The organism is Paenibacillus sp. A14, from assembly GCF_036864815.1.
Classification (GTDB): Bacteria; Bacillota; Bacilli; order Paenibacillales; family Paenibacillaceae; genus Fontibacillus; species Fontibacillus sanfengchensis.
The window spans coordinates 44,213-69,965 of sequence record NZ_JBAGJD010000007.1 but is presented as its reverse complement, the minus strand read 5'-3'; the positions used below and the strand labels follow the sequence as shown (position 1 = coordinate 69,965).

Sequence of the window (25,753 nt, the reverse complement as noted above, 5' to 3'; positions counted from 1 at the left end):
GTGAACCGGAAGGTGTGGATTCCTATTCAGATCAACGAAAATAGCGCCGAACCCCTGTATCACCAAATCGAGACTCAACTCAGGTCCCTGATCGTCAGCGGGCAAATTGAGGAAGGCACGCTGCTTCCGTCGATCCGCGAGTTCGCGGGCAGTTTAAACTGCAGTGTCATCACAGTGCGGAGGGTGTATCAGGATTTGGAGAACGAGGGGCTGCTTCGCACGAAGCAGGGGACTGGCACGTTTGTGGCCAGCGTCGGGGCCGGGGAGCGCGATGCCTACCGGAGGACCGTGGTCCAGGAAGCGGTGGAGGCGGCCGTGGATACCGGGATTTCGGTACAGTACAAGGAAGATGAGCTGAAGAACTTGTTTTTGCAAATTTTGAAAAAGAAGTACGGCGAAGCGAAAAGCAAGGGGGAACCGAAGTGACGGAGACTGCGGAACAAAAAATCGCTATCGAAATGAAAGGCGTGGTTAAAGAGGGGCGAAGAAAGCCGATCGGACCGCTAGATCTTCGCATTCCGAAGGGCTACGTGGTCGCCTTGGTCGGCCCTAACGGGTCCGGGAAGAGCACGATCATGAATCTCCTGCTGCAGACGATCCATCCCGACGCGGGGGAGATTGCCTGGTACGGGGGACCGGCCAATCAGATGCTGCCGCTGGCTTTAAAGCAGCGCATCGGGTATGTCCCCGAAAATCCGGCCCTGGAAGAGAATTTTCTGACGGCCCGGGATGCGGCGGAATTCCGCTCGCATTGGTATCCAACCTGGGATCAGAAACGGTTTGAGACCTTGGTGGACCGTTTTGAAATTCCTTGCGGGGAACGCTTAAACCGATTGTCCAAAGGAGAGCGGCGAAAATTCGAAATCGCGGCGGTGCTGGCGGCCAGGCCCAAGCTGCTGCTGCTGGATGAACCGTCCTCGGGTCTGGATCCCTTCGCCTGGAAAGATATGATCGAGCAGCTTCGCTCCTGCCTGGACGAGGAGGATGTCACGATTGTCATCTCCACCCATGTCGTGGAGGAAGTTAAGCGTCTCGCCGACTTTATCGTTCTGGTTCATCAGGGGCGGATACAGGGCATGGCCGAGAAAGATGCCTTGTTCAACACCTGGAAAGAGGTCTGGGTACGGGGAGCGGAGCCGGAGGAACTTGCCGAAGTACCGGGTGTCCTCAGCTGCGTCCCGGACGGACCTTCCGTTTTCCGCATCCTGGCTAGGAACGCCGCGGGGCTGGAAATGGAAGAAAGCGCAGGTACGATTCAAATTCTCAAAAGCCGGAGTCTGGAGCTCGATGATATTTTGGAATTGTGGATACAGGGGCATCCGCCCGAAGAACTCATCACATAAGAAAAGAGGGAGCACTGATGTCAAAACCATTGGTACTGGATAAGGTAGTCAAGCAATTCGGCAATAAAACCGCCGTGAGCGAAATTTCACTGCAAGTCGAGGAAGGGGAAATTTACGGTTTGCTCGGGGCTAACGGGGCCGGCAAAACGACGACCATGCGGATGGTACTGGGGCTGATTTATCCGGACGGGGGACGGATTTTATATAACGGCAAGCCTTACGGATCGGAGCTTCAGCATATGATGGGGTATTTGCCGGAAGAGCGCGGGTTGTACCCCAAGGTCAAGGTTAGCGACCAGATTATCTATCTGGCCCGCCTGCGGGGCATGTCCGCTTCCGAGGCCGACAAGAGTTTGAAATATTGGCTGGACCGGTTCGAGGTTCCGGAGTATTACGACAAGAAAATCGAGGAGCTGTCCAAAGGGAACCAGCAAAAGATGGGCTTCATCGCCGCCGTCGTCCACAAGCCGAAGATCGTCATTATGGACGAAGCTTTCAGCGGTCTGGACCCGGTTAACGTCGAACTGCTCAAAGCGACGGTCAAGGAGCTGCGGGACAGCGGAACCAGCATTCTTTTCTCGACGCACCGGATGGAGCATGTAGAGGAGCTGTGCCGCAACATCACGATCCTGCACCGCTCCAAAACCGTGCTTCAGGGCAGCTTGCGCGAGATCAAGAAACAATACCCGAGAGAGGAAATTCTGCTCCACACCACTTCGGAAGTCTCGGGACTGGAAGGGATCGCGGGGGTAACCGGGGTGGAACGGAAGGAACGGGGATACCTGATCCGCATTTCCGACGTGGGAGCGGCCAAAGCTGTCTTGCGCACGGCGATGGAACAGAGCGAAGTGGAGCATTTTGAAATCAAAGAACCGACTCTGAATCAAATATTCATTAAAGAAGTGGGTGAATCGCATGAATAAAATGACCACCGTTATCGGGTTTACGTTTCTTAATAAGGTCAAAGCCAAATCGTTTTTGATCACGACGCTGGTGTTGGCGCTGCTTGTGACCATCGGCATGAACGTGCCTTATTTTATCGCCAAATTTACGGGCGGGGATGACGCACCGGCGTCGATCGGGTTGGTTCGGAGCAGTCAGCCGGAAATCGTTCAATCGTTCAGGGCTTATCATGATAAACAGGAGTCTCCCGGCTTTACTTTAACGGAGTACGAGCAAGCGGACGAAGCGGTGCTGAAGAAGGATCTCGAAGACGAAAAAATTGACGGCTACCTCCAATTTGGCGAAAGTACCGCCGGGGAATTTCCGGGCGTAACCTATGTGTCCAAGAAAGACAGCATTCCCCAAGACATTCAAGCCTCCTTGCAGGCGGTGCTGCAAAGCGTCAAGGCCGAATATATCACCAAGGGGACGCTCAACGAGGAGCAAATCGCTTCATTGACGGCTCCGGTTCAGATCGAAGCGCAGAAGCAGGCGGCGCCGGGAGCGGCAGGAGCCGGGGAAGGAAAGACGGAAAAACCCGCACTTATTAATTATGTGATCGTGTACGTTTTGGTCATTCTCTTCTTTATGACGATTATGATGACGGGCAATATGATCGCCGCGGAAGTGACGGCGGAAAAGAGCTCGCGCATCATGGAAATTCTGATTACGAGCGTATCGCCGCTCGCGCAAATGTTCGGGAAGATCATTGGCATGTTCCTGATCGGGCTGTTCCAGATCTTCATTTTTGCGGCCGTGATTGCCATTAACGTAACGCTTCCGCACAACCGGCCGATCCTGTCCGAATTGAATCTGGATTTGTCCCAGATCAGCGTAGAAGTCATTGTGTTTGGCTTCATTCTGTACATTCTCGGGTATTTCCTGTACGCCACTTTGTTCGCGGCCATCGGATCGCTCGTAAGCCGTACGGAAGAGCTGGGGCAGGCGATCATGCCGATTACGATGCTGTCTCTCGCCGCTTTCTATATCGGGATTTTCAGCCTCTCCGCCCCTAATTCGACGTTGTTGAAGGTAAGCACGTATATTCCGTTTTTCTCGCCGGTTTCGATGATCGTCCGGATCGGTCTGGGGGACACGCCGATGTGGGAAATCCTCGCTTCGCTGGCCGTACTGCTTATCGCTATCTTCCTGTTCGGTTGGCTTTCCGCGAAAATTTACCGCACCGGCGTGCTGCTTTACGGCAAGCGGCCGACCCTTAAAGAATTGCAAAAGGCGATGCGGGCGTATAAAATTTAAAGAAGCCAGTGTAGATCCACTCCATCCGGGGTGGATTTAATCATTTCAAGCGGTAATAAAGCGATCGAGGGAGGGGAATTCCAATGAAAGAACACAAGCGCCTGTCCGAAACTCCGTATTACGCCGTTATCTTTTCGAGCAAAAGAACGGCCGGGGATCAAGGATATGCGGAAATGGACCAAAAGCTGGATGAGCTTGTGGTGAATCAGCCGGGCTATCTGGGAGCGGAAAGCGTCCGCAACGAGGCGGGGAAAGGCATTACCATTTCGTATTGGGCCAGCCTTGAAGACATCAAGAACTGGAAGCAAAACGAGCTGCACAAAACGGCGCAGCAGCAGGGGCGGGAGGTTTGGTACGAAAATTACACCGTCCGGATTTGCAAGGTGGAGAAGGAGTATTCGTTTGGCGAGATTTGATCCGGGCGGGTGAATAAGGGCCCTACGCGGCGCTATTTTGCCGAATTTTGCTGGGCGGTGTGGAATAGTGGCTTTTTAGGAGCTTATTTTTGGAAAAAGCAGGCAAAACCCTGATTTCGGGGTCCGCAACAGGGGAATAGGACCCTTTTGGGCCGCTATTATCCCTGCGGAACCAAATTGGGCCGAGATAGCGCCGCAAAACGCCGCTACTGTGGCGGCCAGGTTTGAAATTATAAAAATAGCGCATAATACGGATGATTTTAAGCCGAAGCCATGGCGATTAGGAGGTTGCAAGGCATGAATCATCTGATAGTGTACGCCCACCCCAACGAGGACAGCTTTAATCACAAAATCCTGCAAACGGCGGTGGATGCGCTGAATTCGGGCGGTCACGAGGTCGTAGTCCGCGATCTTTACAAAATGGGCTTCAACCCCGTATTATCCCTGGAGGATACAAAAGCTTTGAAGGAAGGAAACCTGCTGGAGGACATCCGAACGGAGCAAAACCACTTGACCGGGGCGGACGTCATTACTTTGATTTACCCGATTTGGTGGGCGGGTCTTCCCGCGATTCTTAAGGGATATATCGACCGGGTTTTCGCATACAAGTTTGCGTATACTTATAACGGTGAAGGTACTGTGGACAAGCTGTTAACGGGAAAAAAAGGGGTCATTATCAGCACCTACGGAACGTCTGAGGACTATTACGAAGCGATCGGCATGGAAGATGCGCTGAAGCAAACTTCCGGCGAGGGCATCTTTGACTTCTGCGGCATCGAAGTCGCGGAACAACTGCTGTTCGGCGGGGTCAACCAGTCCGTGACGGATCAGGAGCGCCGGGACATGCTCGAGCGGGTAAGAAGCCTGTTCAGTGCTTTCTAGAATTTCTCTTGGCAAAAGCTGCGGAAAACGCGGCTTTTTTCTTGCCGTAAAGCACTCAAACGGAAAGGCTTGTTCGATGGCGGGACTTATAGTACGATCTGACAAGAGGTGAATGAACATGAGCGAAAACCGCAAAGTCGGCGTGCTGTTCGTCTGTCTGGGGAATATTTGCCGTTCCCCGATGGCCGAGGCCGTCTTCCGGCATCTCGTCGCCGAGGAGAAACTTACGGAGCAATTTCTGATCGATTCCGCCGGAACCGGCAACTGGCATATCGGCAAGCCGCCGCATGAGGGGACTCGGGCAATCCTGGAACAGTACGGCATCTCGTATGAAGGGCTGCTGGCGCGGCAGGTCGGGTCGGACGATTTTACCCGGTTCGACTATATCGTCGCGATGGACAATCAGAATGAACGCGACCTGAAGGCTTTGGCCCGGCAGGCGGATGCCCGAATCGTCAAGCTGCTCGACCTGGTGCCCGATTCCACAGTGAAGGAAGTGCCGGACCCTTATTTTACCGGTAACTTTGAGGAAGTTTATGAAATGGTCGTAAAAGGATGCGGCGCCCTGCTGGAGAAGATCAAGCGGGAAGCGTTGTAACTGTCGTGATTGTAACTGCGAAGCCTGTCCCATGTATGGGGCGGGTTGTTTTTTGCCATCCTAGTGCCCCATCAACAACCTTGATAACATTGAATTCCTGCGTATCTGCATGTTTTTTTCTTGTATGGAACAAGAATTTCAAAATTCCTGCAAATCTGCAGGAATTTTCGACGAAACCGGCTCGTTTCTCTAAAACCGCTAGAAATGCCTGCAGATTTGCATCCTTTTTCGCATCCCCTCGTGAATGAGCCTAAATACCTGCAGATTTGCATCTTTTGGAGCCGGAAGGGTTGGAAAGTGCACATACGTTTGACATACGGGGAAGGCTTCACTATTATTATACCCATAGGGGTATATGCTTCCCCTGAAGATGGAGGGATTCCGATGGAAACTTATTCGGAAGATTTAAAACGGCGCCTGAAGCGGATCGAAGGTCAGGTTCGCGGCGTTCTCCGGCTGATGGACGAAGGCAAGTCCTGCAAGGAAGTCGTCAGCCAACTGTCCGCCGTGCGCAATGCCTCGGATAAAGCGATCGCCCAGATCGTGGCGGATCATCTGCAGCACTGCCTGCTGCAGGGTACCGACGGAATAAGCGCGGATCAACGCGTCAAGGAGGCCGTAGAGCTGCTGGTCAAGAGCCGCTAGACGGCGATGAAGATAAGGAGATGAGGATGAAGGATGAGTTTCCAAGCGAATAAGGAGATTACGGCCGATGAGCTGGCGAAGCGGCTGGAGCGTGGAGAGGATTTGAATATTGTGGACGTGCGCGAGCCCGTCGAATGGGAGGAAGCTCACATCCCGGGCTCCAAGCATATCCCGCTGGGGCAACTGCCGGAAAGATTCGAGGAACTGGACCGGGAGAAGGAATGGTTTATCGTCTGCCGCAGCGGAGGCCGCAGCGGACTTGCCTGTGAACTACTGGCGGAGAAGGGGTATGATGCGGTGAACATGACCGGCGGGCTTTTGGCCTGGCGAGGCGAGCTGGTTTAAGCGATGATGATTGTTATAGCGATCGTTTTCCTGGCCGTGGCCGGCTGGATGGTTCACCGTCTAAGGCCGGTGAAGGGGCTTGCATTTGTGGATGCCAGCCAGCTCCGCGAAACGGCGGCTCTAAAGGGGCCGGCCAAGCTGGTGGACATCCGTGATGCCGTTTATTACGAACAAGGCCATGTGCAGGGCGCGATTAATATTTCCCTTGGCCGGCTGCCGTTCGTCTGGAGTAAGGAATTGTCGCCGGAGGAGCCGGTCGTTCTTCTTTCCTGCAGCTTGCATCAGAGCAAACGGGCCGCCCGGATGCTGAAAAACCGCGGATTTTGCCAAATCTACGCGGTTCGCGGCAGATTTTGCGCCTGAATTTTTTCTACCGGTTTAAAGCACGGGTTCGCGATATGCGGGCCGGTGCTTTTTTTTCTATCCATAAATTATTCCGGGTTGAATGAAACTTTCTATCTCCGGGAGACGTTTTACTTGGAGAGTATGAAAACCAAGGAGTCAGGAGAAGAAAACTATGCAAACCATGCAGCCTTCATCGCTGCCTAGCCGGTCGTCCGTTCGGCGGGGAAAAGGCACGCCTACGCGAAAAAAGTCGAAAAAGAAGAAAAAAAGAGGCTTTTTCCGCTTTATCGGCAGATTGATTATAGTCATGATGTTTTTGGGTGCGGTCGCCGGGATCTGGCTGTTTTTTACGCCCTCGGGGAACAATGTCCGTTATTTGATGGCGGACACCTTGATCACGACGCAGCACCGCCATTGGGCCAAGTATATAATCGGACAAGCCGAACTGGATAAACGGGTGGCCGCTTATCAGGAGAAGTTTGAGCAGATGGGGGAGGAAAGAGATACCCATACCATCGATTTGCCTTCGGACAAGGACCAAACCGAGGCCAAGAAGCCGTTAATCGAGACAGAGGAAATTTCGGGCGACGGTTATCGCGGTTATGTGCTGACCGTCAACGATCCGACGAAAATTCGGCTGGGGGTTCCGGCCAAGCGGGGCCGAGGGGAGAAGGTATCCAGCATGGTCGACCGAACCGGGGCTCTCGCCGGCGTGAACGGCGGCGGTTTTGCCGATCCGAATTGGAAAGGGAACGGCTTCAAGCCGATCGGCGTCGTTATTTCACGAGGCAAACTGTATTACAACGGCATCGGCACCAAGGCATCGACTCAAATCGTGGGGATCGATAAGAAAGGAAAGATGATTGCCGGGAGATATACACTCAAGGAGCTTGATGAGCTGGGCATACAGGAGGCCGTAACGTTCCAGCCGCGGATTATCGTCAACGGCAAAGGACAGATCCGCAGCCAGAAGGATGGCTGGGGGATCGCCCCGCGGACCGCGATGGGGCAGAGGGAGGACGGTGCGATCCTCTTCGTCGTCATCGACGGCCGCCAGCCGGGATACAGTATCGGAGCGAGCCTCTATGATGTTCAGAATATCCTGCTGGAACGCGGCGCGGTCATTGCGGCCAATCTGGACGGTGGTTCCTCCACGGTACTGGTCTCGAAGGGCGGGGAGATTGTGAACAAGCCTTCGTCCCAACACGGGGAGCGCTACCTGCCGACGGCGTTCCTCGTATTCGATGATCCGGATCAGGTGGACATTCCGAACATTTGGGAAGGTCTGCGGCCGAAGGATATCGATCCGGGCAAAAAATAGCGTGTTGCGTTTCAAACGAAAAAAGCGCACTGTCCTCAAACCGTCTTTCGGGTGACATGAGGGCAGGGCGCCTTTTTTTATTCATTTGATGAATACGCCGCCGAACGGAATCGCCTCGCGCAGAAACCGTTTGACGATGCCGTCGTTATTGTCGAGGTCGCGCTCGAGCTCCCGACCTCCGCCGCCGGCCTGGATCAGCACCGTACCATGTCCGGTAATTTTCCACTGGTATTTCATATGTTGGCTGGCCAGATGGTTGCCGTATACGGACAGCTCCAGTTTGGCGTTCTCGGGGTAGGCGATGACACAGCCGGCCTCTACATATAGCGGCTCGTCCGGCAACAGCGGCAGTTCCAGAACCTGACCTTGCGTCAGGATGCCGATTTGCCCCTCGCCGGAAAATTTCATCTTAATGGCGTCGCGGGTAATCATCATATTCTTCATGCTTAGCATCCGCGTTTCCATACGGACGCCCTCCGTATAATAAAACAAATGCTTGAAGTCGTACAGCAGGTCGCTTCCGTCGGACAGTTTAATCGATTTCAGGGTTACGGAAGGGGGCATGGCGGCTACAAATTCGCAAGGACCGGCGAGATCGGCACGAATGAGCTTTCTCTTACGGTAGATGCCCTTCATGTTCATCAGCCGGTCCGTTCGGCTCCCGGCTTGCCCGCGAAACGCGATAATCTGCGCCGGATGCAGCACATGGAGCAATTCCCCCTCCCCAATCCTGAAGGTGACGGCTTGTCCGCCAAAGCCGGACGGGTCGCTTTCGTAATCCAGTTTCATCGTCATGTTCTCCTCGTCAGCCCAAAGTCAGGAACTTTATCTATTTACCGCCGCAGCAACAACCGGATGACCCGCAGCAAAATGAAATAACCGGCTAGCAGAGCGACCCCCGTCAAAATCAGGATGCGGGTCTTCCGGGCGCTGGCCTCACGTTTTTGTTGGGCTTCGGTCAAAGCCGTGACCGAGGCGGCCAATTCGCGGTTTTGTTCCATCAGGGCCTCGTTCTGTGCGCGGTAGGCTTCCAGGGTCGATTCCGCTTCCGCCAGCTTGTCCTGCGTCATTTCGTAGTTCGCCTTCAGTTCATTCACTTCCCCGGGAAGCTCGGATATTTCCTTGGCCCCTTTGTAAAAGTCGCTGAAAAAGCCGGCATGCGCGCGGGATTCCCCGGGCAGAAACGGGCCGAATATCAACGATACGCCGATCGGCAGGGCCAGTGCGGTCTTTTTTAAAACGGAGCGCAGTCGCATTCTTCTCCACCTCCGTAAATACAAGTTCTCCTTCAGTATTACGATCTCGCCCGTTAAAAAGTTTCCATACCTTTTATTTACACGCTTGAGTCGATACGTTAAGCATGAGCAAGAGACCCGTTCTCAAAGCGGAACGAGCCTCCCTAAAGCGGTCCGGCTACATGGTGTATCCCGGCCGACGCAAATACATGATCGCCACGGTCCGGGGACCGCAGTGGCAGGAAATCGCGCAGCCCCCTTCGATAATGGCCACGTCGCGGACATCGGTTCTCTCAAGCAAGGTTGTCTTGATGTAATCGGCAGCTTTTTCCGCAAGCGTTTGGGCCACGATGATGAGGTCCCGGTCGATCTTATGGATATTTTCCGCGAAATGGTGAACCATTCGCTCCACGGCTTTTTCGGTCTTGCCTCTATATTTATCGGCGGAAATGACAAGCCCTTCCTTAATGCGAAGGACGGGGCGGATCTTCAGCAGGCTTCCGATCATATGTTGCACGCTGGATACCCGGCCGCCCTTGTGAAGATAATCCAGGCTGTCGACGAGCACTTCGATCTCCACGCGGTCGCGGAGTTCCTCCAGCATGGCAGCAATATCCGGGGCGTTTGCTCCGGCTTGGGCAGCTTGGGCGGCTTTCAGCGCCAGGAGGGCGATTCCGCCCGACACATTCAGTGAATCCACAACGATGACGCGGCCTTCCGGCAGTTCCTCCGCGGCAATCAAAGCGTTTTGGCAGGTAGAAGAGAGCCGGGAAGACATGCTGAGGAATACAATCGTGTCGCCCTGCTCGATCCAGGGTGTGAAGGCCGCGATAAAATCGGCGGGAGACGGTGCCGACGTCCGGGGCAATTCCCCGGTTTCATCGACCCGCCGGTAAATATCGGTTGTGGTGATTTCGAGTTTGTCTTTGTAGGCCTTTTCACCGAACACGACATAGAGCGGAACGATCCCGATCCCGTACCGGGTCATCCAGGACTCGGGGATATCGGAGATGCTGTCCGCGAATATTTTCACTTGTGTCAACGCATTTCCTCCAATTGGTATTTATTTGATAAGAAGAATCATAGCTTTCTTTGATTATAGGGGGCCGGGATACATAAAGCAAAGAAGTTCACTTAGGTAATCTTTTGTATGGCCTCACTTCGACAAACGTCAGCTTTTGGTATAGGCGAAACGTTGCCGGTATTTGCGCGGAGACATTCCTTCAAAACGCGAAAAGCTCGCCGTAAAGTAGGCGGCCTGGTTGAAACCGACCTCCTCCGCGATCCGCTCGATCGGCAAATCGGTTTGCAGCAGAAGCAGCTTCGATTGGTCGACCCGCAGCCGCAGCAGATAAGCTGAAGGCGAGCAGCCGAATACTTTCTGCATACAGCGCGCGATATAAACGGGGTGAAAATTGATCGCTTCTCCCAGTTTCCGGGCGGAGAACGGATCGCGGAAATGCTCCCGCAAGTAAGAGGCGGCCCGCTCCGCGCATAGGGATTGCGGGGTGGGGTGCTCCGTTTCCAGCGAAGCGGACAATAGCAGAATGACCTCCTGAAACAGGGCCTGCTGCTTTAAGCGGACGCTCGACAGATGGATGTGACGGTTCATCGCCGTAAGCTCGCTGATGATTTCCGCCATTTTTTGCGGTTGCGCAAGCTTGATGAACTGCGGCAAGGCCATCGTGTAAGCGGTAGCCGTAAAGGGAGGCAGCGACAAGTACCCTTGCGGATCGCTTTCATGGCTTCGCCCGCGGTTGAGCCAGTACTCCTCTTCGTCCACGACCCGCCAGTCCCCGAGGATTTGAAAGTGGAGCCAATGGTGCAGGGATTCTGCCCGGCAGCCCTCGTAAGCGTAATGGTAGCTGTCCGGACGCAGGATCAAGGCATGCCCTTCGGTGACCTCGTATTCCCGTTCCTCCTCGCCGATATAGAGGCATCCCCGGACCGCGACGAGAAGGTCAAAGGCGCCGATATTTTTACGGCTGGGATGCTTGCCTCCCACAGGAAGAGCCGCCAACCCGCTGACGATATAGTGGGGCAACGGCGGTGCGGTAAACTCGATAATTGGCGGCATATCACACCTCCAGAATATTGATGATTCAGGTTTGAATATTGAAAGATTGAGTTGATTTTCTGATACATCGCTACAACTATACCATCTATAATGTGTTTCATGTTAAAAAGTTTGTGGTGACACCAAGAAACGTCCCCCATACAACAGGAGGTTTTAATAGTGAAGAAAAAAAAGGGGAGCGAGAAGAATAAATTCTCTTTGTGGCTTTTGGCTTGGCCGATATTTATCGAACAATTTCTGCAGTTTTTGCTCGGGTCGGTCGATACGTTGATGGTCAGCCGGATATCGGATCACGCGGTAGCGGTCGTCGGTTTCTCCAACCAGCTGTTTAACGCGCTGACGACGTTGTTTGCCACCGTGGCGAGCGGCGCCGGGATCGTTATCGCGCAAAAAATCGGCTCCCGCAAGGAAGAAGACGCGCGCACGGTAGGGATTATCGCGTTTAACGCGACCGGTGCGATCGGCCTGGCCCTCAGCATATTGTTGATCGCGGTTCCCCGGCCAATCGCCCGGGTTCTGCAATTGCCGGAGGAACTGCTGCCCTTGGCCGAGATTTACATTTCCATCGTCGGCGGCGGCATGATCTTGACGGCCTTGATGGCCGTACTGAGCACGGCGATCCGGAATACCGGCAACACCAAGGGGCCGATGGTGACGGCGATCGGGATGAACGTCATTCATATTGTAATGAACTACGGATTTATTTTCGGGGCAATCGGCTTCCCTCAATGGGGGCTGACCGGCGTAGCGATCTCCACGGTCATCAGCCGGCTGCTCGCCACTATCGTGCTGTTCGTGATTTTCCTGGGCGCTTTCCACCGGAAAATCGAGCGCAGGGACTTCGCCTTGTTCGATCGCAAGCTGTTCAAGGAAATTTTGGTCATCGGCTGGCCGCTCGGCGTCAACTCGGCGAGTTGGGTGTTCTCCCAATTGGCGATTTTCTCGTTCCTGGCGGTGCTGGGATCGACGGAATTGGCGGCCCGGACGTATATGAATACGCTGGAATCTTTCTGCTTCCTGCTGGGATTCTCGCTCGCGCTGGCCGCCCAGATTCAGATCGCCCATCTGTACGGCGCGGGCAAAACGAAGGAGGCTTATCATGCCGTTTTCAAAGTGCTGGCGATCGGATTGCCGCTCGTGATCGTCAATGCCTTTATCCTGGTGGTTTTCGGCCGCAATGTGCTGGAATTGTTTACGAAGGATCAGGACATTCTGGCGCTTTGCGGCGCGCTGCTGTGGCTGAATCTGCTGCTGCAGCCCGGCAAAATGGTCAACATGGCCATCGGCAACTCTCTGAATGCGGTGGGGGATACTCGCTATACCATGAACATTTCATTGATTTTCATGTGGATTGTTGCAACCGGCTGCTCCTATTTGCTCGGCGTTTCGCTCGGTTACGGCATCATCGCGATTTACTCCTGTATGATCGCCGATGAATATCTACGCGGTGTGCTCTCCTTTATTCGCTGGAGGGAACGCAAATTCCTGAGAATGAAGGAAGCGGATATGGAAAGGGTGCAGGGCGGTGATCCGGCGATTTGCGTGTAAAGTAGAGACAGCGGCAGTGTTGGAAACATATAAAAACGGCGAAAAGGCGCTCCGAATTCGGGGCGCCTTTTCACTGCAACGTCTTATTCCGCTTTCTCCGCCTGAACACGGTCCGGAAGCTGTTGTACATAACTGTCGGAGAGCCGGAGCAGTTCCAGCGCCCGGTTGTATTCCTTCTCCGTGGTGAGCGCCTGGCTCACGCCGTCTTCGGCGACCGGATATTGGGTGCCGTCGTTGTACCATACCCCCGGCATGAACAGGGCTTTATCGTTCAGGAATGAGCCGGACGGCAAGTAATACCGCTGCGGAAGCAGGTTGTAGGTTTGGTTCAATATATCCTGGCCAAAGTGGATATGCCGGTCCAGCGAAATCCCCATCAGGTTGGCTACCGTAGGAAGAATATCCGCCTGCCCGCCTACATTTTCGAACAGGTTCGGCGCGGAGACCCCGGGTGCCGAAATGATGAGCGGAATGTTAATCATATCGATATAGCCGTAGTCCCGGCCGTAGATCTCATGCATCAGCTCAAGTCCATGTTTATCGAGCGAGTGCATCGGCAGGCCCAGATGATCGCCGTAAATGACGACGACGCTGTTGTCCCAGATGCCCCTCCGCTTCAGGTCTTCGATAAATTGACCCAGGGCGTAGTCCGCGTAATTTTGCGAGCGAAGGTAATCGCCGACCATGTTGTCCCGATAACGTTCAGGAAGCGTAATCCGGTCCTTCTCGTGCGGCATGGTGAACGGATGATGCGCCGTCATGGAAATGACCTGGGTGTAGAACGGCTTGCCTGCCTGCCGCATTTTGTCCAGTTCTTCCGTCGTTTTCTTGTAAAGCACTTCATCGGACGGACCAAAGAAGACGGTATCTTCCTGGCCGAAAAACTCCTGATCATAGTAACGGTCGAAGCCGATCGCCTTATACAACTCGCCGCGGTTCCAGAAATCCACCACATTCGTGTGGAACGTAGCGGTATCGTATCCGGCCGATTTCATCAGCTTCGGCAGGCTGGGCAGCTCCTTGTCCGGATAATTTTGGGTGGCCGCCTCATTATAAGGAATATAGAAGGATGTGTTGACGACAAACTCGGCGTCCGAGGTGTTCCCTTGGCCCACCATCTGGTAAAAATGCTTGAAGTACATATTTTCCTTGGCCAGCTTGTTCATGACCGGCGTGATTTCCTGGCCGTCAATCTTCAGATCGATCAGGAAATTCTGAAAAGATTCCAACTGGATAATGATCAGGTTCTTTCCTTTGGTCTGTCCGAAGTATTTCGGATGCGCCGGCGGGGTAATTCCCTTCAATTGATCGATTTTCGTTTGGTTGATCTGGTTTTTGTCGACCAGTTCTTCCTTCTTGCTGCCGGAAAAAATCACGTAAGTTTCGTAATTGAGAATCCCCATTTTTTCCGCCTGCTTGATTTCATTCATGCTCGCCCGGTTTGGCCAGACATTGAAGATACAAAGCGCGATCGAAACTCCGAACACCGTGGCGATGATGCCGGTCCGCAAGCTCTTCAGGTTAAAGAAGGCTTTCAGTTTCTCGGCCTTCTTCTTGCGGAACAACCAGACTCCGATCACGACAATGTCGAGAAAGATCAGCAGGTAGTACGGAGCTAGCAGGGAAAATACGCTGTTGCTGACCGCCGTGACCTGCTTCACCTGCCGGAGCGCGTGATAGGTCACCATTACGCCGTAATATTTATGGTACATGATCGCGGCGAAGAAGATCCCCGTGACGATCAAGTTGACGGTAAGATAAACGACGATCTTGCGTTTGGACGAGAACCATTCGATAAGACAGAACAGGGCCCAAATGAACGGAAGTTCCTTGAGCAGAGGTTCCCAGGGCGGCATCTCCTCAAAGATGGCAATCCAGGCGAGATAAGTTTTAAGTATCAAAATGAAGGTGAAAAAGACGAACGGCTTAATATTGCCCAGCCTGATACGATTTAAAGCAGGCACGGTATGATCCATCCTTTCGTTGCGATTAAATCAAGAGAAAGTTTAAACTGCCTTTACATTTTAAATACCCTTAATATAATACATGAAAAGAGTTGCGGAACAAAATAATTCAATTCACACTTTTAACAAGATATCCCAAGTGGATGCAGCGATACGAGCCTTACAACAACGCTTTGTTGACACTTGACTTACTTTTTTGGTAAATTGAAGTCATCCGCAAAGCGTAGGAGAGATTTTGATGTCGGTGAAGGTTCTTAACTAATCAATTTCATAGCGACCGGAAGAAATGCAGGTTTGGTTCATTGTGTTTTTTGAAGCACAGGGAACCCTTGATTTTCTGCGCCTCTTTTCGGTCTGTGAATTTAGTTAAGAACACACGAACACAAATCATTCAGCGCTTTGACCGCTGTCTGTTTCTTCGGATTTTCAATCCCGAAGCCGTGCTGTTTCCAGCATGGCTTTTTTTGCGGCCGTAAAATCCGATTAAGAACAAGACATTTGCATTTGCGGATAAAAAAGGGCAATGGATGGCATTTTCGTGCTGTCCATTGCCCTTTTTCTGTATTCACCCATCACCATTCATTTGCAGGAGGGATCCATAGGTCATGGAGAATTTTACGTTAAATATGTTGGAATACGAAAGCATGAAGCAGGATTTGGCGGCGTTCGCCGTATCTTATGAGGGGCGGGCCCGCATCGCCCGGCTGGCTCCGATGGAAGAGCTCAGGCCAATCGAACGCGCGATAGCCGAAACGGCCGAGGCGCTGGAACTGATCGGCCGAGGCTCAAGCGTTCCGCTGCCGTCCCTGGAAGGCATCGAGCTCGTCGCTTCCCTGCTCGGAACAGGGTATTTGTTCACGGAGCAGGATCTGATGGCGGTGCAAACCTTCCTGCATAGCTGCGGGCAGTTGAAGAAGTATATCGAATCCAAGGGCGACGCCGCCTGGCAGATTGGTATTTATGCCGCATCGCTGCGGGATTTGCCCGCGCTACGTCAGGAAATTATGCGCTGCATCCGTCACGGAGTCATTACGAATGAGGCGAGCCGCGATCTGGAGAGAATTCGCCGGAAAATCGACATGCTTAAAGAGAAAATAAACAAGAAGATGCAATCCGTCATGTCCCGCCACGCGGCGATTTTACAGGAGAGCATCGTCAGCGTGCGCGGAGGGCGCTATGTCATACCGGTGAAAAAGGAATTTTACAGGCAGGTCAAAGGCCGGATGCTGGATCAATCGACCAGCGGGCAGACGGTGTTTATTGAACCGGATGAAATCTCGGCTTTGCAGGGGGAGCTGGAGCTGCTGCAGGGCGAGGAAGCCCGGGAGGAAGCGAAGATCCTCGGTTACTTGACCGATTTGGTGGAAAAAGAGGCCGAAAGCATCACAGGGAATATCGATATCACCGGCATGTATGATTTTATCTTCGCCAAGGCGAAATACGCCGCTTCGATAGACGCCGCAGCCGTGCGCGTAAATGACGATGGCAGAACGGTATTGCGCGGGGCGAAGCACCCGAAGCTGCTCAGCAGCATGGTGCCGCTGGATTTGGAGATCGGCGCGGATTATAAAACCTTGATCATCACCGGACCGAACACCGGGGGAAAAACGGTGGTGCTCAAAACCTTCGGCTTGCTGTCCTTGATGGTGCAATCCGGATTGCTGGTTCCTGTAGCCCCCGGGAGCCAGTTTGCCGTATACCGCGGCATCATGGCGGTGATCGGGGACGGTCAGAACCTGGAGCAATCGCTCAGCACCTTCTCGGCGCAAATTCAAAGCCTGGTTGCGATGCTGAAAGCCGCCGGCCCGTCGTCGCTGCTGCTGATCGACGAACTGGCGGCAGGAACGGACCCGGGGGAAGGAATCGCATTGTCGATCGCGATCCTGGAGGAGTTCAGCCGAAAAAAAGCGACCGTCCTGGTAACGACGCACTTCAATGAGCTGAAGACTTTTGCCTCCCGGGCCGAGGGCTTTGAGAATGCGCGGATGGAATTCGACCCGGACACCCTGCGCCCGCTGTATAAGCTGACCATCGGCCGGGCCGGACAGAGCTACGCCATCGAAATCGCCAGAAAATTGGGGATTACGCCGGACATTATCGCCAGATCGCAGCATATCGTCAGCCGCCAGATCGGGGACGGGGGCAAAGTGTCGTTGTGGGATGAGATCGTGCCGGCAAGGGCCGGTTCCGAGGGAACTCGGATCTCCGGCCAGCCGCTGCAGCCGCATACAGGAGCGGCGCCCGAATTGGGGAGCGGGGCGGCGCGAACAGAGGCGAAAGGGCAACCTGAGGCAAGAACGAGGCCAGGGGAGGGACCGCGGCCACAGGAGGAGCGGGGAGCTTCCAGCCGAAGTGATGAACCCGGTACCTCCGTCAAAGATAGTGCGGCCGGGAGCACTGATCGGGAAGAGCAGGAAGACGAGGTAAAGCTGGCTCCTCACCGGTTTGAAGTCGGGGATGCCGTCTACGTGACGGCCCTCGGAAAAATCGGCATCGTCAGCGAGCCCGAGGACTCGCGCGGGATTGTCGGTGTCCTGATCCAAAAGCAGCGCATCAAGGTGAACCGGAAGCGGCTGAAACCTTATCTTAAAAAGGATCAGTTGTATCCCGAGGATTACGATCTTGACATCGTGCTGGATACGAAGGAAAACCGCAAAAAACGCAAGCTGATGTCCAAACGGCACGTCGAGGGCTTGGAGATTATCCGCAAGCCTGACGAAACCTACTAGTCCCCATCAGACATCCAAATCCGTTTAAGCCCACGGCTATCAAGGTGCCGGGCGCACTATCAACTCCAACTCCAAAAGATGCAAATCTGCAGGTATTTCTGGCGATTTTAGAGAATCGAGCCTATTTCGTCGAAAATTCCTGCAGAATTGCAGGAATCTTGAAATTTTTGTTCCGAACAGGAAAAAAACTTGCAGATATGCAGGAATTCTATGTTAATCAAGGCTGACTGACGGGGCACTAGAAGGCGGATGCCGGAGCAAAAAAAGCCCAACGACCGGGAAGCCCGGCTCGATTGGGCTTTTTTACATTGGAACAAGGCAACTTAAACCAGGGATAACGGGAGCACAAGGCCTTCTTTCAGGACGTCCACAAAGCGTTCCAGGAAAGCTTGGTCCTGCTCGTCAAACCGCCCTTTGAGCGGACTATCGATATCGAGGACCCCGAGAAGTTCTCCGTCCTTGACGATCGGAACGACGATCTCGCTGTTGGAAGCCGCGTCGCAGGCAATATGTCCGGGAAAAGCATGAACATCTTCAATACGCAGGGTCTCCCGGCGCTCCGCACTCGTTCCGCATACGCCCTTGCCGAGCGGAATGCGGATGCAGGCGGGCAGCCCTTGAAACGGGCCGAGCACGAGCTCCCGTCCGTCAAACAGGTAGAAGCCTACCCAATTAATATCCCGCAAAAAGATATGGAGCAGAGCCGAAGCATTGGCCAAATTGGCGGCTGCGCTGCGCTCCCCCGCAATAAGCGCTTGAAGCTGGGACAGAACCGCCCGCCGCTGCTCTTCGCGGGTACCTGTCAGTTGGTCGGCTTGAAACATGTATGGAACCCCTCCTTTGCATATAGTCCCTATTATACCTGATTCCCCGTTGTTTCCGCGCAGTTTTGCGGGGGTATATAAAAATTGAACGATTTAACGCCGGAAAGGGGAGTTCTTACCATGCGCGCCGACGTGCAGAATTTGTTCATACGCATACAGATGCTCCATGAAGCCACACAGGGAGACCTTACGGTCAACGAGACGCTTACGCAGCTGGAAACACAGGGGTACAGGGTGGGAGAACGCGAAGTGAAGCAGGAGCTGGACCGCCTGACGGAAGACAACTTTCTGACCGCCCACAATGATTTGTATTCCATCACCGGCTCAGGTAGGGATGAGATAAAGGAAATACGTACGGTGCTCAAGCACCTGTGCGATGCGGTTCATCGGACGGAAAGCAAGGCGAGAGCCGATTCCGCCTGAGCAGTCAAGAACCGTCCGGACCTAATCCGGGCGGTTCTTTTGATGTGTCCGCGAAAATAAGGGCTTTTGGATGCGGTGTTTTAAGCCTGAATAATCTGACAAAGTATGATAAAATTTTTCAAAATTTTGAAAAAAATGTTTTTGGCATCATAGGCTACAATGACGGGAAGAAGCCAAAGAAGGTGAACTTATGCCCACCCCCTCCTCGAACGGCTCCAACCCAAACTTGCGCCGCCCAAGAGTCAGCGCTGAATTGCTGGACAAGATCGAGCATCTGCGCGCCGAATTGATGCATGTCGCCGATCAGACAAATTTCAGCAGTGAAGCCGTCGTGGAACTTAGCCAGCGTCTGGACCACTACATTGTGCTGGCCCAGACGCAGATGCTGGGGAGAATAAACGATCCGGGCATCCCTCAGGAATAGGCTGCCGATTGCCGGGATTCCTCCACCTGGGAAGCCGCCGCCGGGTGGACTTCCTCCCCCAGGGCGTCCTGGATCAAGGCATGCACCTCTTCGGCATACCGGACCGGATTCACGCCGTAAGCATTGGCATGGACGGCTCCCTCGACGAGCAGCAGCCGCTTGGGCTCAGGCTTGCGCTCATATAATTCCTCGCTCATGTAGGTCGGCACATAGTTGTCGCGGGTACCATGCACGAACAAGACCGGAATCCGGCTGTGCTCCACTGCTTTCAGCGGGCTAACCTGCTCCATGCGAAATCCGGCGACGCGCTCCATCCGTCTGTTGACCAGACGTAAAAGCGGGAAGGCCGGAAGTTTGTTCAGCACGCTCACTTGATGGCGCATCAACCGGGTCAGATCGGAATAGGGACAGTCGGCGACCACGAATTTTACATGCGGATCCGCAATGGCCAGATACTCCAGCACGGTTCCCCCGCCCAGCGATTGCCCGTGCATACCGATGACGCAATCGTCCCCATATTGCTCGAGAAGCCAGTTGACCCAGCATTCCACATCGTATTTTTCATAATAACCGTAGGTGGTGTATTGGCCTTGGCTGTTTCCGTGCCTGCGCTGGTCGATCAGCAGCAGGTTGAACCCCTCCTGTTCAAACATGTCGATATATTGGGTGGAGACATGCAGTGAAACGGTATACCCGTGGATGATAATCACCCAATTGTTTACGCCGGGATGGGGCTCCAGGATGAAGCCGCTCAATTTTAAGCCGTCTTTCGATTTGATGAAAACGTCTTTTTTCTCGAGTAGATTGAAACGGTCCCGGGTAAACACGCCCGAGGCTTCCAGGTAATCGAAAATGCCCTCGAACGTTTGGAGTTTCATTTGGGTAATCTGCCGGAAAGCAAACCGCGTAATGCCGCTAACCGCCAGCAGCAGAAGCAGTACCGCAAGGATCAGAATCGAGTACATCATAAGAAGAGGCGACCTCCTATCCCATTCCGTCTATTTTTGTGCTGCCGCAATATAGGTCTTTTGTAAATAGTATCACCGAAAGTATGCGAAGAAAATCGCGGAAACTGTATTTTTTATGTGAAAAGGGCTTGGAATTACAAATTTTGACGTTGGCGGGTTGGGTATGGTTAGATAGGATTGGACTATAGGGATTAGGGTTAAATGAATATTCAGTATTCGGGAAGTGAGGGAATTCAGCATGTATAAGTGCGGCGGTAAAATACCGGTGCTGGAGAGCGAAAGGTTGCGACTAAGGAGGATGGAGCGGGAGGATAGCCCGGCATTGCACAAGTTTTGGAGTGACCCCGAGGTGGTCCGGTATATGAATATTCCCCCGTTTGCCTCGATCGAAGACACCTACCAGATGATCCAACTGTTGAACGGTCTTGCCGAGAGCGAGGATGCGATGCGCTGGGCGATCGAATTGAAGGAGGACGGGCGGGTCATCGGAAGCTGCGGGTTTAATTCCTGGGAGCTGGCGGGGGCCTATCGCGGGGAAATCGGCTACGACTTGGGCAAAGAATACTGGGGCAGCGGCTACATGTCCGAAACCCTGCGCACAGTCATCCGGTACGGCTACGAAACGATGGGACTGAACCGGATTGAAGGGCTGGTAGATCCGCGGAACGAAGCTTCGCGCAAGCTGCTTGGCGCGCTGGGCTTTCAGGAGGAAGGGCTGCTGCGCGAGTATCAGAAGACCGAGGAAGGCTTCGTCGACCTGATCATGTTCTCATTGCTGGAAAAAGATTACGACCGCATTCAGGGAGCAGGGGGCGCATAGGGATGATCGCAACGGCCAAAGAATACCCGCTTCAGCGCTTGGACCCGCTCAGCAAGCTGGTTTCCTTGTTCTCCATCGCCATTTTGGCCATGCATTGGGACAGGCCGCTCCCGTTAATCATCATGCTGCCGGTACTACTGGCGGCCGGCCGTTATGGCGCGGGAATGACCTGGCGGCGCCTCGCCAAACGGATGGCCTATATCGCCGCGTTCGGCTTGCCGTTGCTGCTGCTCACGGCGTTGGCGGCCCCTCCGGAAGGGACGGCCTTCGAACTGGGACCGATCCGTTTATACGAGGGTCCTGTTGCTTACGCCGGGGCCATTACGCTGCGGATGTTTTGCCTGTTTCTGTCTTCCCTGATTTACATTGAGTCGACCGATCCGCAGGATTTCGTGGTGATGATGACGACCCGGCTGAAGCTGCCGTACCGCTTTGCCTTTGGGGTCTCGATGGCGCTGACCTTCCTGCCGATGCTGGAGGCGGAGGGCAGAAGCGCGGCGGAGGCTCGCAAGATCCGGTACGGAAGGAGGCCGCGGGGATTTGGGGAGCGTCTGGAGGTTTGGCGCGGCAATGTGACCGCGGTTTTCGCCGGAGCGGTCCGCAGAATCGAGCAGACGGCCGGCTCCATGGAGGCGAAGGGCTTTGGGGCGTATCGCAACCGGACTTTTTTGCGGGAGGCCCGCGTATCGGCAGGAGGATATGCGGTCATGTTGCTGAGCGTGACTAGCATGGCGCTGCTGATGTGGACCTCCTGAGAAGAACCTAAAAGGGCCTTGACGAATTCTAATTGTCAACCTATATTCTAACAATAGGGTTGACAATTAGAATGGAGAGGAAGGAACTGGAATGAAAGAGGCTGAAAAAAAAGAAGGTGTCCGCTGGTTTGCGTTCACTACGCTGGATATCGTGCTGATGGCGATGCTGGCCGCGGCCAACGCCGTGTTAACGGTTTACATATCGCCGGTGAATCAGGCGCTGAACGGGATCGGGGGGCCGATCGCAACCTCGACGATTACAGGTCTGTACATGGTCTACGGGCTTCTCGCCTGTTACATCATTCGTAAACCCGGGACGGCGGTGATTACTTTCGGGATCGGAGCGGCGGTGCAGGCGTTTATGGGGACGGCTTACGGGATCGCCTCGTGTTTTGTGGCGGCCGGCTGTTATATGGTCGTAGCGGAAACGATCTTTGCGGTTTTTCGGTACCGGAAGTGGAATCTCCCGGTCATGCTGCTGGTTGGAGGGGCGATGGTGCCGATCTGGTTTTTCTTTGCGGCCCGGATGTTCGGCTATATGAAATGGGGCACGGATATTCTTCTTATCGCGCTCGTCGTGCGGATCCTTAGCGGTATGATCCTGTGCGGTCTGCTGTCCAAACTTCTGGGTGACACCCTCGCCCGCAGCGGTCTGCTGCGCAGGTTTGCGGTACAGCGGGGAGCGGAAGGTTAAATGAACTCCGCAACCGCCATCTTGCTAGAGAACGTGACCTATGCCTATGAGCGCGGGTCACGGCGGATTATCGACGGCCTTTCCCTGACGGTCGAAGCGGGGGAATGGATCACGGTCAGCGGGGCGAGCGGCAGCGGCAAGTCAGCCTTGGCCGGCCTGCTGAGCGGATATTTGCCGCGGTCCGGCGGCGGCTATCGGGAAGGCCGGGTCGAGGTCAACGGGGTGGACCCGGCAACGGCGGCAATCGCGGACTTAGCGAGCCGGATCGGCCTGGTGTTCCAGGACCCGGATGCGCAGCTTGTCCAAGGCCTGGTCGAGGACGAAGCGGCCTTCGGCCCGGAAAATCTGTGTCTGCCTCCCGACGTGATCCGGTGGCGGGTGGACGAAGCCCTGCGTGACGTGGAGCTGCTGGAGCGCCGCCGGGACAAGGTGCATGAGCTGTCCGGCGGAGGGCGCCAGCGCGCGGCGATCGCGTCCGTGCTGGCGCTTGCGCCGCCGATCCTCGTGCTGGACGAGGCGGCGGCGAATCTGGACGCCGGGGTGCGGCGGCGTCTGCTGGCGCTGCTGCGCCGCCTTCACCAGGAGGGCCGGACCCTGGTGACGGTGACGGGGCGGCTCGACGAGCTCGCCCTGGCCGCGCCGCGGCTGGTTGTGCTCGATGCCGGGCGCGTCGCGCTCGACGGGCCGGCCGCGCCGCTGCTGCGCGAGCACCGGGGGCGGCTCGCGGAGCTGGGCCTGCTGCCGGCGGAGACGCGGGTCTCCGCGGCGGCCGCGCCCGGCGGCGGGCCCGATGCCGCGGCCTTGCACGCGGCATGTGCAGCCGGCGGCCCGCCGCTGCTCGAGATCCGCGGCCTTTCCTTCGCCTATGGCGAAGGAAAAAGGGCCGCCCGGCGGCGGCGCGGCGCTCTCCCTGCAGGGCCTTGCGTCCTGCGGGACATTTCAATGCGGATATGCCCGGGGGAATGGCATATCCTGCGGGGGAAGAACGGGTCCGGCAAGACCACGTTATCCCGGATTATTCTGGGACTGCTCCCGGCTCCCGCCGGAGCCGTCTTTTGGCAAGGGCGGGATGCTTCCCGCTTGTCCGTCTACGATCTGGCCGCCGAAATCGGCTATGTGTTCCAGCATCCGGAGCAGCAGTTCGTCGCCGCGACGGTGCTGGACGAGCTGCTGTACGGACCGCGCCGCGCGCTAAGGCTCCGGACGAAGGAGCCTACGCCCGAGCCGCTCCTGCGGCAGGCGGCCAAGCTGCTGCGGCAGGTCGGCCTTGAAGGCCGGGAAAGCGAGTCGCCGTATGTGCTGAGCGGCGGGGAGAAGCGCCTGCTCAGCGCGGCCGCGGGGTTGATGTCCGGCAAGCGGCTGATCGTTCTGGACGAGCCGACGGCAGGGACCGATTACGCCGGGGCCCGGCTGCTTTCGCGTTTGTGCAGGGAGGCGGTGGCCCAGGGAACGGCGATTTTGATGATCACCCATGAGCCGGAGTTTTTTGCCGGGGAACCGACCTGCATTTGGACGATGGAGCAGGGGCGTTTGCGGGAATATTAATGAAGCGGGCGGCAGAACCGGAGCGTTTGTCCGGGACATGCTGCCTTTCTTTTTATTAAGGCTTCCTTTATAATAGTACTCTTGTGAAAACCCGAACGGGAGAGAAAGGAAGTTTTGTTGTGGTTACCGACTTAAAAAGAAAGTATATTTTGATCGGATTGCTGCTGTCCACGTTTTTGGCCGCGATCGAAGGGACGGTCATCGGCCCGGCCGGCCCCCGGATCGTCGGCGATCTGGGCGGGGTCGAACTGCTCAGTTGGGTATTTACCGCTTACCTGCTGACGATGGCCGTATCGACGCCGATCTTCGGCAAAATCAGCGACCTGTACGGACGAAAACCGGTATTTGTGATCGGATCGGTGCTGTTTTTGCTGGGTTCCGTGCTGTCCGGCATTTCCCAAAGCATGGAGCAGCTGATTTTTTACCGGGCGATCCAGGGGATCGGGGCCGGCGCTTTGACGCCGGTGACCTTTACGATTATCGGCGATATTTACTCGATGGAAGAGCGGGCCAAGGTGCAGGGCTGGATTAGCTCGGTGTGGGGCATCTCGTCGCTCGTCGGGCCGCTCCTGGGCGGTTATTTCGTCGATTCCCTGAATTGGCGCTGGGTGTTCGGATTTAATGTTCCGTTCGGTCTGGTGTCTGTAATTTTTATCATTAAATATTTGAAGGAACAGCGGGAGCCGCGCAAAGTCAAAATCGACTATGCGGGCGCGCTTACGTTTACGGTCGGGGTCACGGCGCTCTTGTTCAGCCTGGCCACGGGCGGCCAGCAATTTGCCTGGAACTCGCCGCTTCTGATCGGACTGCTGGTCGTGGCGGGGATTTCGCTGATTCTCTTTTTCATCATTGAAAAACGCGCTGAAGAGCCGCTAGTTCCTTTAAAGCTGTTTCGGATCCGGGATATTGCCTATTCCAATGTAGCGAGCTTTCTGGCCAGCGCTCTGCTGATCGGGTTGACCTCTTACCTGCCTTTGTGGGTACAGGGGGTTCTCGGGGAAAACGCCACGATCTCGGGGCTGGTGCTGGCGCCGATGTCGATCAGCTGGATGTTGGGTTCCGTGCTCGGCTCCCGTTGGATCATCAGCCGGGGCTCGCGGATGACCTCGTTGATCGGCATGTTCATTATCGCCCTGGGGGCCGTAGGGATGGCTTTGATCCACGACAACACGCCGATTTACGTCATGTTGATATTCAACGCACTGTATGGGCTCGGCTTCGGATTCTCGTTTTCCGTATTTACCATTATTGCGCAATCATCCGTCAACTACGATCTGCGGGGAGCCTCCAATGCGCTCAACTCGTTCGTTCGCTCGATCGGCCAGACGATCGCCGTTACGGTGTTCGGAACGCTGATCAACCTCGGCATCGTGGCGAGAACTTCAGGCGGGACGGCCTCGGGGATCCCGGTGAGCCAGGAGGACATCAACAACCTGCTGTCGCCGGAAAAAGTTCATCTGCTGCCCAAAGATCTGTGGAGCGAGCTGAAGCATGTTCTTGGCGGGAGCTTGCATGTGCTTTTCATCATCATGGCCATCATCGCCGTGTTCGGCGTGGTCTCGACCCTCGGATTGCGGAGCAAAGCGCCGGAACCCGAAGAGGTATAAAACCCTGCCCTCCTCCGCACCATAACGGGAAAGGGGAGGTGTTAGC

27 protein-coding genes and 1 pseudogene are annotated in these 25,753 nt (G+C 55.0%); 21 read left to right on the top strand and 7 right to left on the bottom strand.

The annotated features are described in order from the left end of the window. The first annotated feature begins 12 nt into the window (after positions 1–12). The 11 genes from V4U88_RS18540 (at position 13) to V4U88_RS18490 (ending at position 8,094) form a co-directional block, all read left to right on the top strand. Positions 13–426 (top strand): GntR family transcriptional regulator, encoded by a 414-nt coding sequence (locus V4U88_RS18540; RefSeq protein WP_334074924.1) that lies wholly within the window; start codon positions 13–15, stop codon positions 424–426. Then, positions 423–1,343 carry an ABC transporter ATP-binding protein gene (locus tag V4U88_RS18535; protein ID WP_334074736.1) on the top strand — a complete coding sequence of 307 codons (921 nt, stop codon included), beginning with the start codon at positions 423–425 and terminating at the stop codon, positions 1,341–1,343. Before V4U88_RS18540 ends, V4U88_RS18535 begins: the two co-directional genes overlap by 4 nt. A 17-nt stretch (positions 1,344–1,360) precedes the next feature. Continuing rightward, complete coding sequence (locus V4U88_RS18530; RefSeq protein ID WP_334074735.1) at positions 1,361–2,266, top strand: ABC transporter ATP-binding protein; 906 nt, start codon at positions 1,361–1,363, stop codon at positions 2,264–2,266. Further along, positions 2,259–3,542 carry an ABC transporter permease gene (locus V4U88_RS18525; RefSeq protein WP_334074734.1) on the top strand — a complete coding sequence of 428 codons (1,284 nt, stop codon included), beginning with the start codon at positions 2,259–2,261 and terminating at the stop codon, positions 3,540–3,542. Before V4U88_RS18530 ends, V4U88_RS18525 begins: the two co-directional genes overlap by 8 nt. A gap of 83 nt (positions 3,543–3,625) precedes the next feature. After that, complete coding sequence (locus V4U88_RS18520) at positions 3,626–3,958, top strand: antibiotic biosynthesis monooxygenase family protein (protein ID WP_334074733.1); 333 nt, start codon at positions 3,626–3,628, stop codon at positions 3,956–3,958. 297 nt (positions 3,959–4,255) lie between these two features. Then, positions 4,256–4,840, top strand: coding sequence for an NAD(P)H-dependent oxidoreductase (locus V4U88_RS18515; RefSeq protein ID WP_334074732.1), 585 nt, complete (start codon positions 4,256–4,258; stop codon positions 4,838–4,840). 118 nt (positions 4,841–4,958) lie between these two features. Next, positions 4,959–5,438 carry a low molecular weight protein-tyrosine-phosphatase gene (locus tag V4U88_RS18510; protein ID WP_334074731.1) on the top strand — a complete coding sequence of 160 codons (480 nt, stop codon included), beginning with the start codon at positions 4,959–4,961 and terminating at the stop codon, positions 5,436–5,438. Positions 5,439–5,822: 384 nt separating this feature from the next. Then, positions 5,823–6,083 (top strand): metal-sensitive transcriptional regulator, encoded by a 261-nt coding sequence (locus V4U88_RS18505; RefSeq protein WP_334074730.1) that lies wholly within the window; start codon positions 5,823–5,825, stop codon positions 6,081–6,083. Between the two features lie 33 nt (positions 6,084–6,116). After that, the gene (locus tag V4U88_RS18500) at positions 6,117–6,428 is read left to right on the top strand and encodes a rhodanese-like domain-containing protein (RefSeq protein WP_334074729.1); all 312 of its coding nucleotides are present in this window, start codon (positions 6,117–6,119) and stop codon (positions 6,426–6,428) included. Positions 6,429–6,431: 3 nt separating this feature from the next. Beyond that, positions 6,432–6,791, top strand: a complete 360-nt coding sequence (locus tag V4U88_RS18495; RefSeq protein WP_334074728.1) for a rhodanese-like domain-containing protein — start codon at positions 6,432–6,434, stop codon at positions 6,789–6,791. 163 nt (positions 6,792–6,954) lie between these two features. After that, a complete protein-coding gene (locus tag V4U88_RS18490; RefSeq protein ID WP_334074923.1) occupies positions 6,955–8,094 on the top strand; it encodes a phosphodiester glycosidase family protein in 1,140 nt (379 codons plus the stop codon). An 81-nt stretch (positions 8,095–8,175) separates the two neighbouring features. On the opposite strand, the gene V4U88_RS18485 is transcribed toward V4U88_RS18490, so the two are convergent. The 4 genes from V4U88_RS18485 to V4U88_RS18470 all read right to left on the bottom strand — a co-directional run bounded on the left by V4U88_RS18485 (position 8,176) and on the right by V4U88_RS18470 (position 11,406). Continuing rightward, on the bottom strand, positions 8,176–8,883 hold the full coding sequence (locus V4U88_RS18485; protein WP_334074727.1) for an AIM24 family protein: 708 nt from the start codon (positions 8,881–8,883) through the stop codon (positions 8,176–8,178). Positions 8,884–8,927: 44 nt separating this feature from the next. Continuing rightward, positions 8,928–9,350: a hypothetical protein gene (locus V4U88_RS18480; protein WP_334074726.1), complete on the bottom strand. Its 423-nt coding sequence runs from the start codon at positions 9,348–9,350 to the stop codon at positions 8,928–8,930. Positions 9,351–9,507: 157 nt separating this feature from the next. Beyond that, positions 9,508–10,371: a DegV family protein gene (locus tag V4U88_RS18475; RefSeq protein ID WP_334074725.1), complete on the bottom strand. Its 864-nt coding sequence runs from the start codon at positions 10,369–10,371 to the stop codon at positions 9,508–9,510. 129 nt (positions 10,372–10,500) lie between these two features. Then, the gene (locus V4U88_RS18470; RefSeq protein ID WP_334074724.1) at positions 10,501–11,406 is read right to left on the bottom strand and encodes an AraC family transcriptional regulator; all 906 of its coding nucleotides are present in this window, start codon (positions 11,404–11,406) and stop codon (positions 10,501–10,503) included. Positions 11,407–11,565: 159 nt separating this feature from the next. Between V4U88_RS18470 and V4U88_RS18465 the strand changes: the two genes are divergently transcribed. Then, on the top strand, positions 11,566–12,954 hold the full coding sequence (locus V4U88_RS18465) for an MATE family efflux transporter (protein WP_334074723.1): 1,389 nt from the start codon (positions 11,566–11,568) through the stop codon (positions 12,952–12,954). A gap of 83 nt (positions 12,955–13,037) precedes the next feature. Here V4U88_RS18465 and V4U88_RS18460 read toward each other — a convergent pair whose 3' ends face one another. Continuing rightward, positions 13,038–14,930 (bottom strand): LTA synthase family protein, encoded by a 1,893-nt coding sequence (locus tag V4U88_RS18460; RefSeq protein ID WP_334074722.1) that lies wholly within the window; start codon positions 14,928–14,930, stop codon positions 13,038–13,040. Between the two features lie 593 nt (positions 14,931–15,523). On the opposite strand from V4U88_RS18460, the gene V4U88_RS18455 reads away from it, so the two are divergent. Next, on the top strand, positions 15,524–17,647 hold the full coding sequence (locus tag V4U88_RS18455; RefSeq protein ID WP_334074721.1) for an endonuclease MutS2: 2,124 nt from the start codon (positions 15,524–15,526) through the stop codon (positions 17,645–17,647). Positions 17,648–17,970: 323 nt separating this feature from the next. Here the strand turns inward: V4U88_RS18455 and V4U88_RS18450 are convergent, their stop codons facing one another. Further along, positions 17,971–18,471 carry a GAF domain-containing protein gene (locus V4U88_RS18450; RefSeq protein ID WP_334074720.1) on the bottom strand — a complete coding sequence of 167 codons (501 nt, stop codon included), beginning with the start codon at positions 18,469–18,471 and terminating at the stop codon, positions 17,971–17,973. 120 nt (positions 18,472–18,591) lie between these two features. Between V4U88_RS18450 and V4U88_RS18445 the strand changes: the two genes are divergently transcribed. Both V4U88_RS18445 and V4U88_RS18440 read left to right on the top strand, forming a co-directional pair. After that, positions 18,592–18,894 (top strand): hypothetical protein, encoded by a 303-nt coding sequence (locus V4U88_RS18445; RefSeq protein WP_334074922.1) that lies wholly within the window; start codon positions 18,592–18,594, stop codon positions 18,892–18,894. 190 nt (positions 18,895–19,084) lie between these two features. Further along, positions 19,085–19,318 carry an aspartyl-phosphate phosphatase Spo0E family protein gene (locus V4U88_RS18440; protein WP_334074719.1) on the top strand — a complete coding sequence of 78 codons (234 nt, stop codon included), beginning with the start codon at positions 19,085–19,087 and terminating at the stop codon, positions 19,316–19,318. On the opposite strand, the gene V4U88_RS18435 is transcribed toward V4U88_RS18440, so the two are convergent. Beyond that, complete coding sequence (locus V4U88_RS18435) at positions 19,309–20,286, bottom strand: alpha/beta hydrolase (RefSeq protein WP_334074718.1); 978 nt, start codon at positions 20,284–20,286, stop codon at positions 19,309–19,311. The genes V4U88_RS18440 and V4U88_RS18435 overlap by 10 nt on opposite strands. Before the next feature lie 238 nt (positions 20,287–20,524). Here V4U88_RS18435 and V4U88_RS18430 point away from each other — a divergent pair, with 238 nt between their 5' ends. The 6 genes and pseudogenes from V4U88_RS18430 (at position 20,525) to V4U88_RS18405 (ending at position 25,707) form a co-directional block, all read left to right on the top strand. Continuing rightward, complete coding sequence (locus V4U88_RS18430; protein ID WP_334074717.1) at positions 20,525–21,106, top strand: GNAT family N-acetyltransferase; 582 nt, start codon at positions 20,525–20,527, stop codon at positions 21,104–21,106. Positions 21,107–21,108: 2 nt separating this feature from the next. After that, entirely contained in the window at positions 21,109–21,861 is a 753-nt protein-coding gene (locus tag V4U88_RS18425; RefSeq protein WP_334074716.1) for an energy-coupling factor transporter transmembrane component T family protein, read from the top strand. Positions 21,862–21,952: 91 nt separating this feature from the next. After that, entirely contained in the window at positions 21,953–22,555 is a 603-nt protein-coding gene (locus V4U88_RS18420) for an ECF transporter S component (RefSeq protein ID WP_334074715.1), read from the top strand. Then, positions 22,556–23,017: pseudogene (locus V4U88_RS27045) on the top strand (ATP-binding cassette domain-containing protein); the annotation flags it as partial. 135 nt (positions 23,018–23,152) lie between these two features. After that, positions 23,153–24,100: an energy-coupling factor ABC transporter ATP-binding protein gene (locus V4U88_RS18410; protein WP_334074713.1), complete on the top strand. Its 948-nt coding sequence runs from the start codon at positions 23,153–23,155 to the stop codon at positions 24,098–24,100. Positions 24,101–24,219: 119 nt separating this feature from the next. Continuing rightward, positions 24,220–25,707, top strand: a complete 1,488-nt coding sequence (locus V4U88_RS18405; RefSeq protein ID WP_334074712.1) for an MDR family MFS transporter — start codon at positions 24,220–24,222, stop codon at positions 25,705–25,707. Positions 25,708–25,753: the final 46 nt, after the last annotated feature.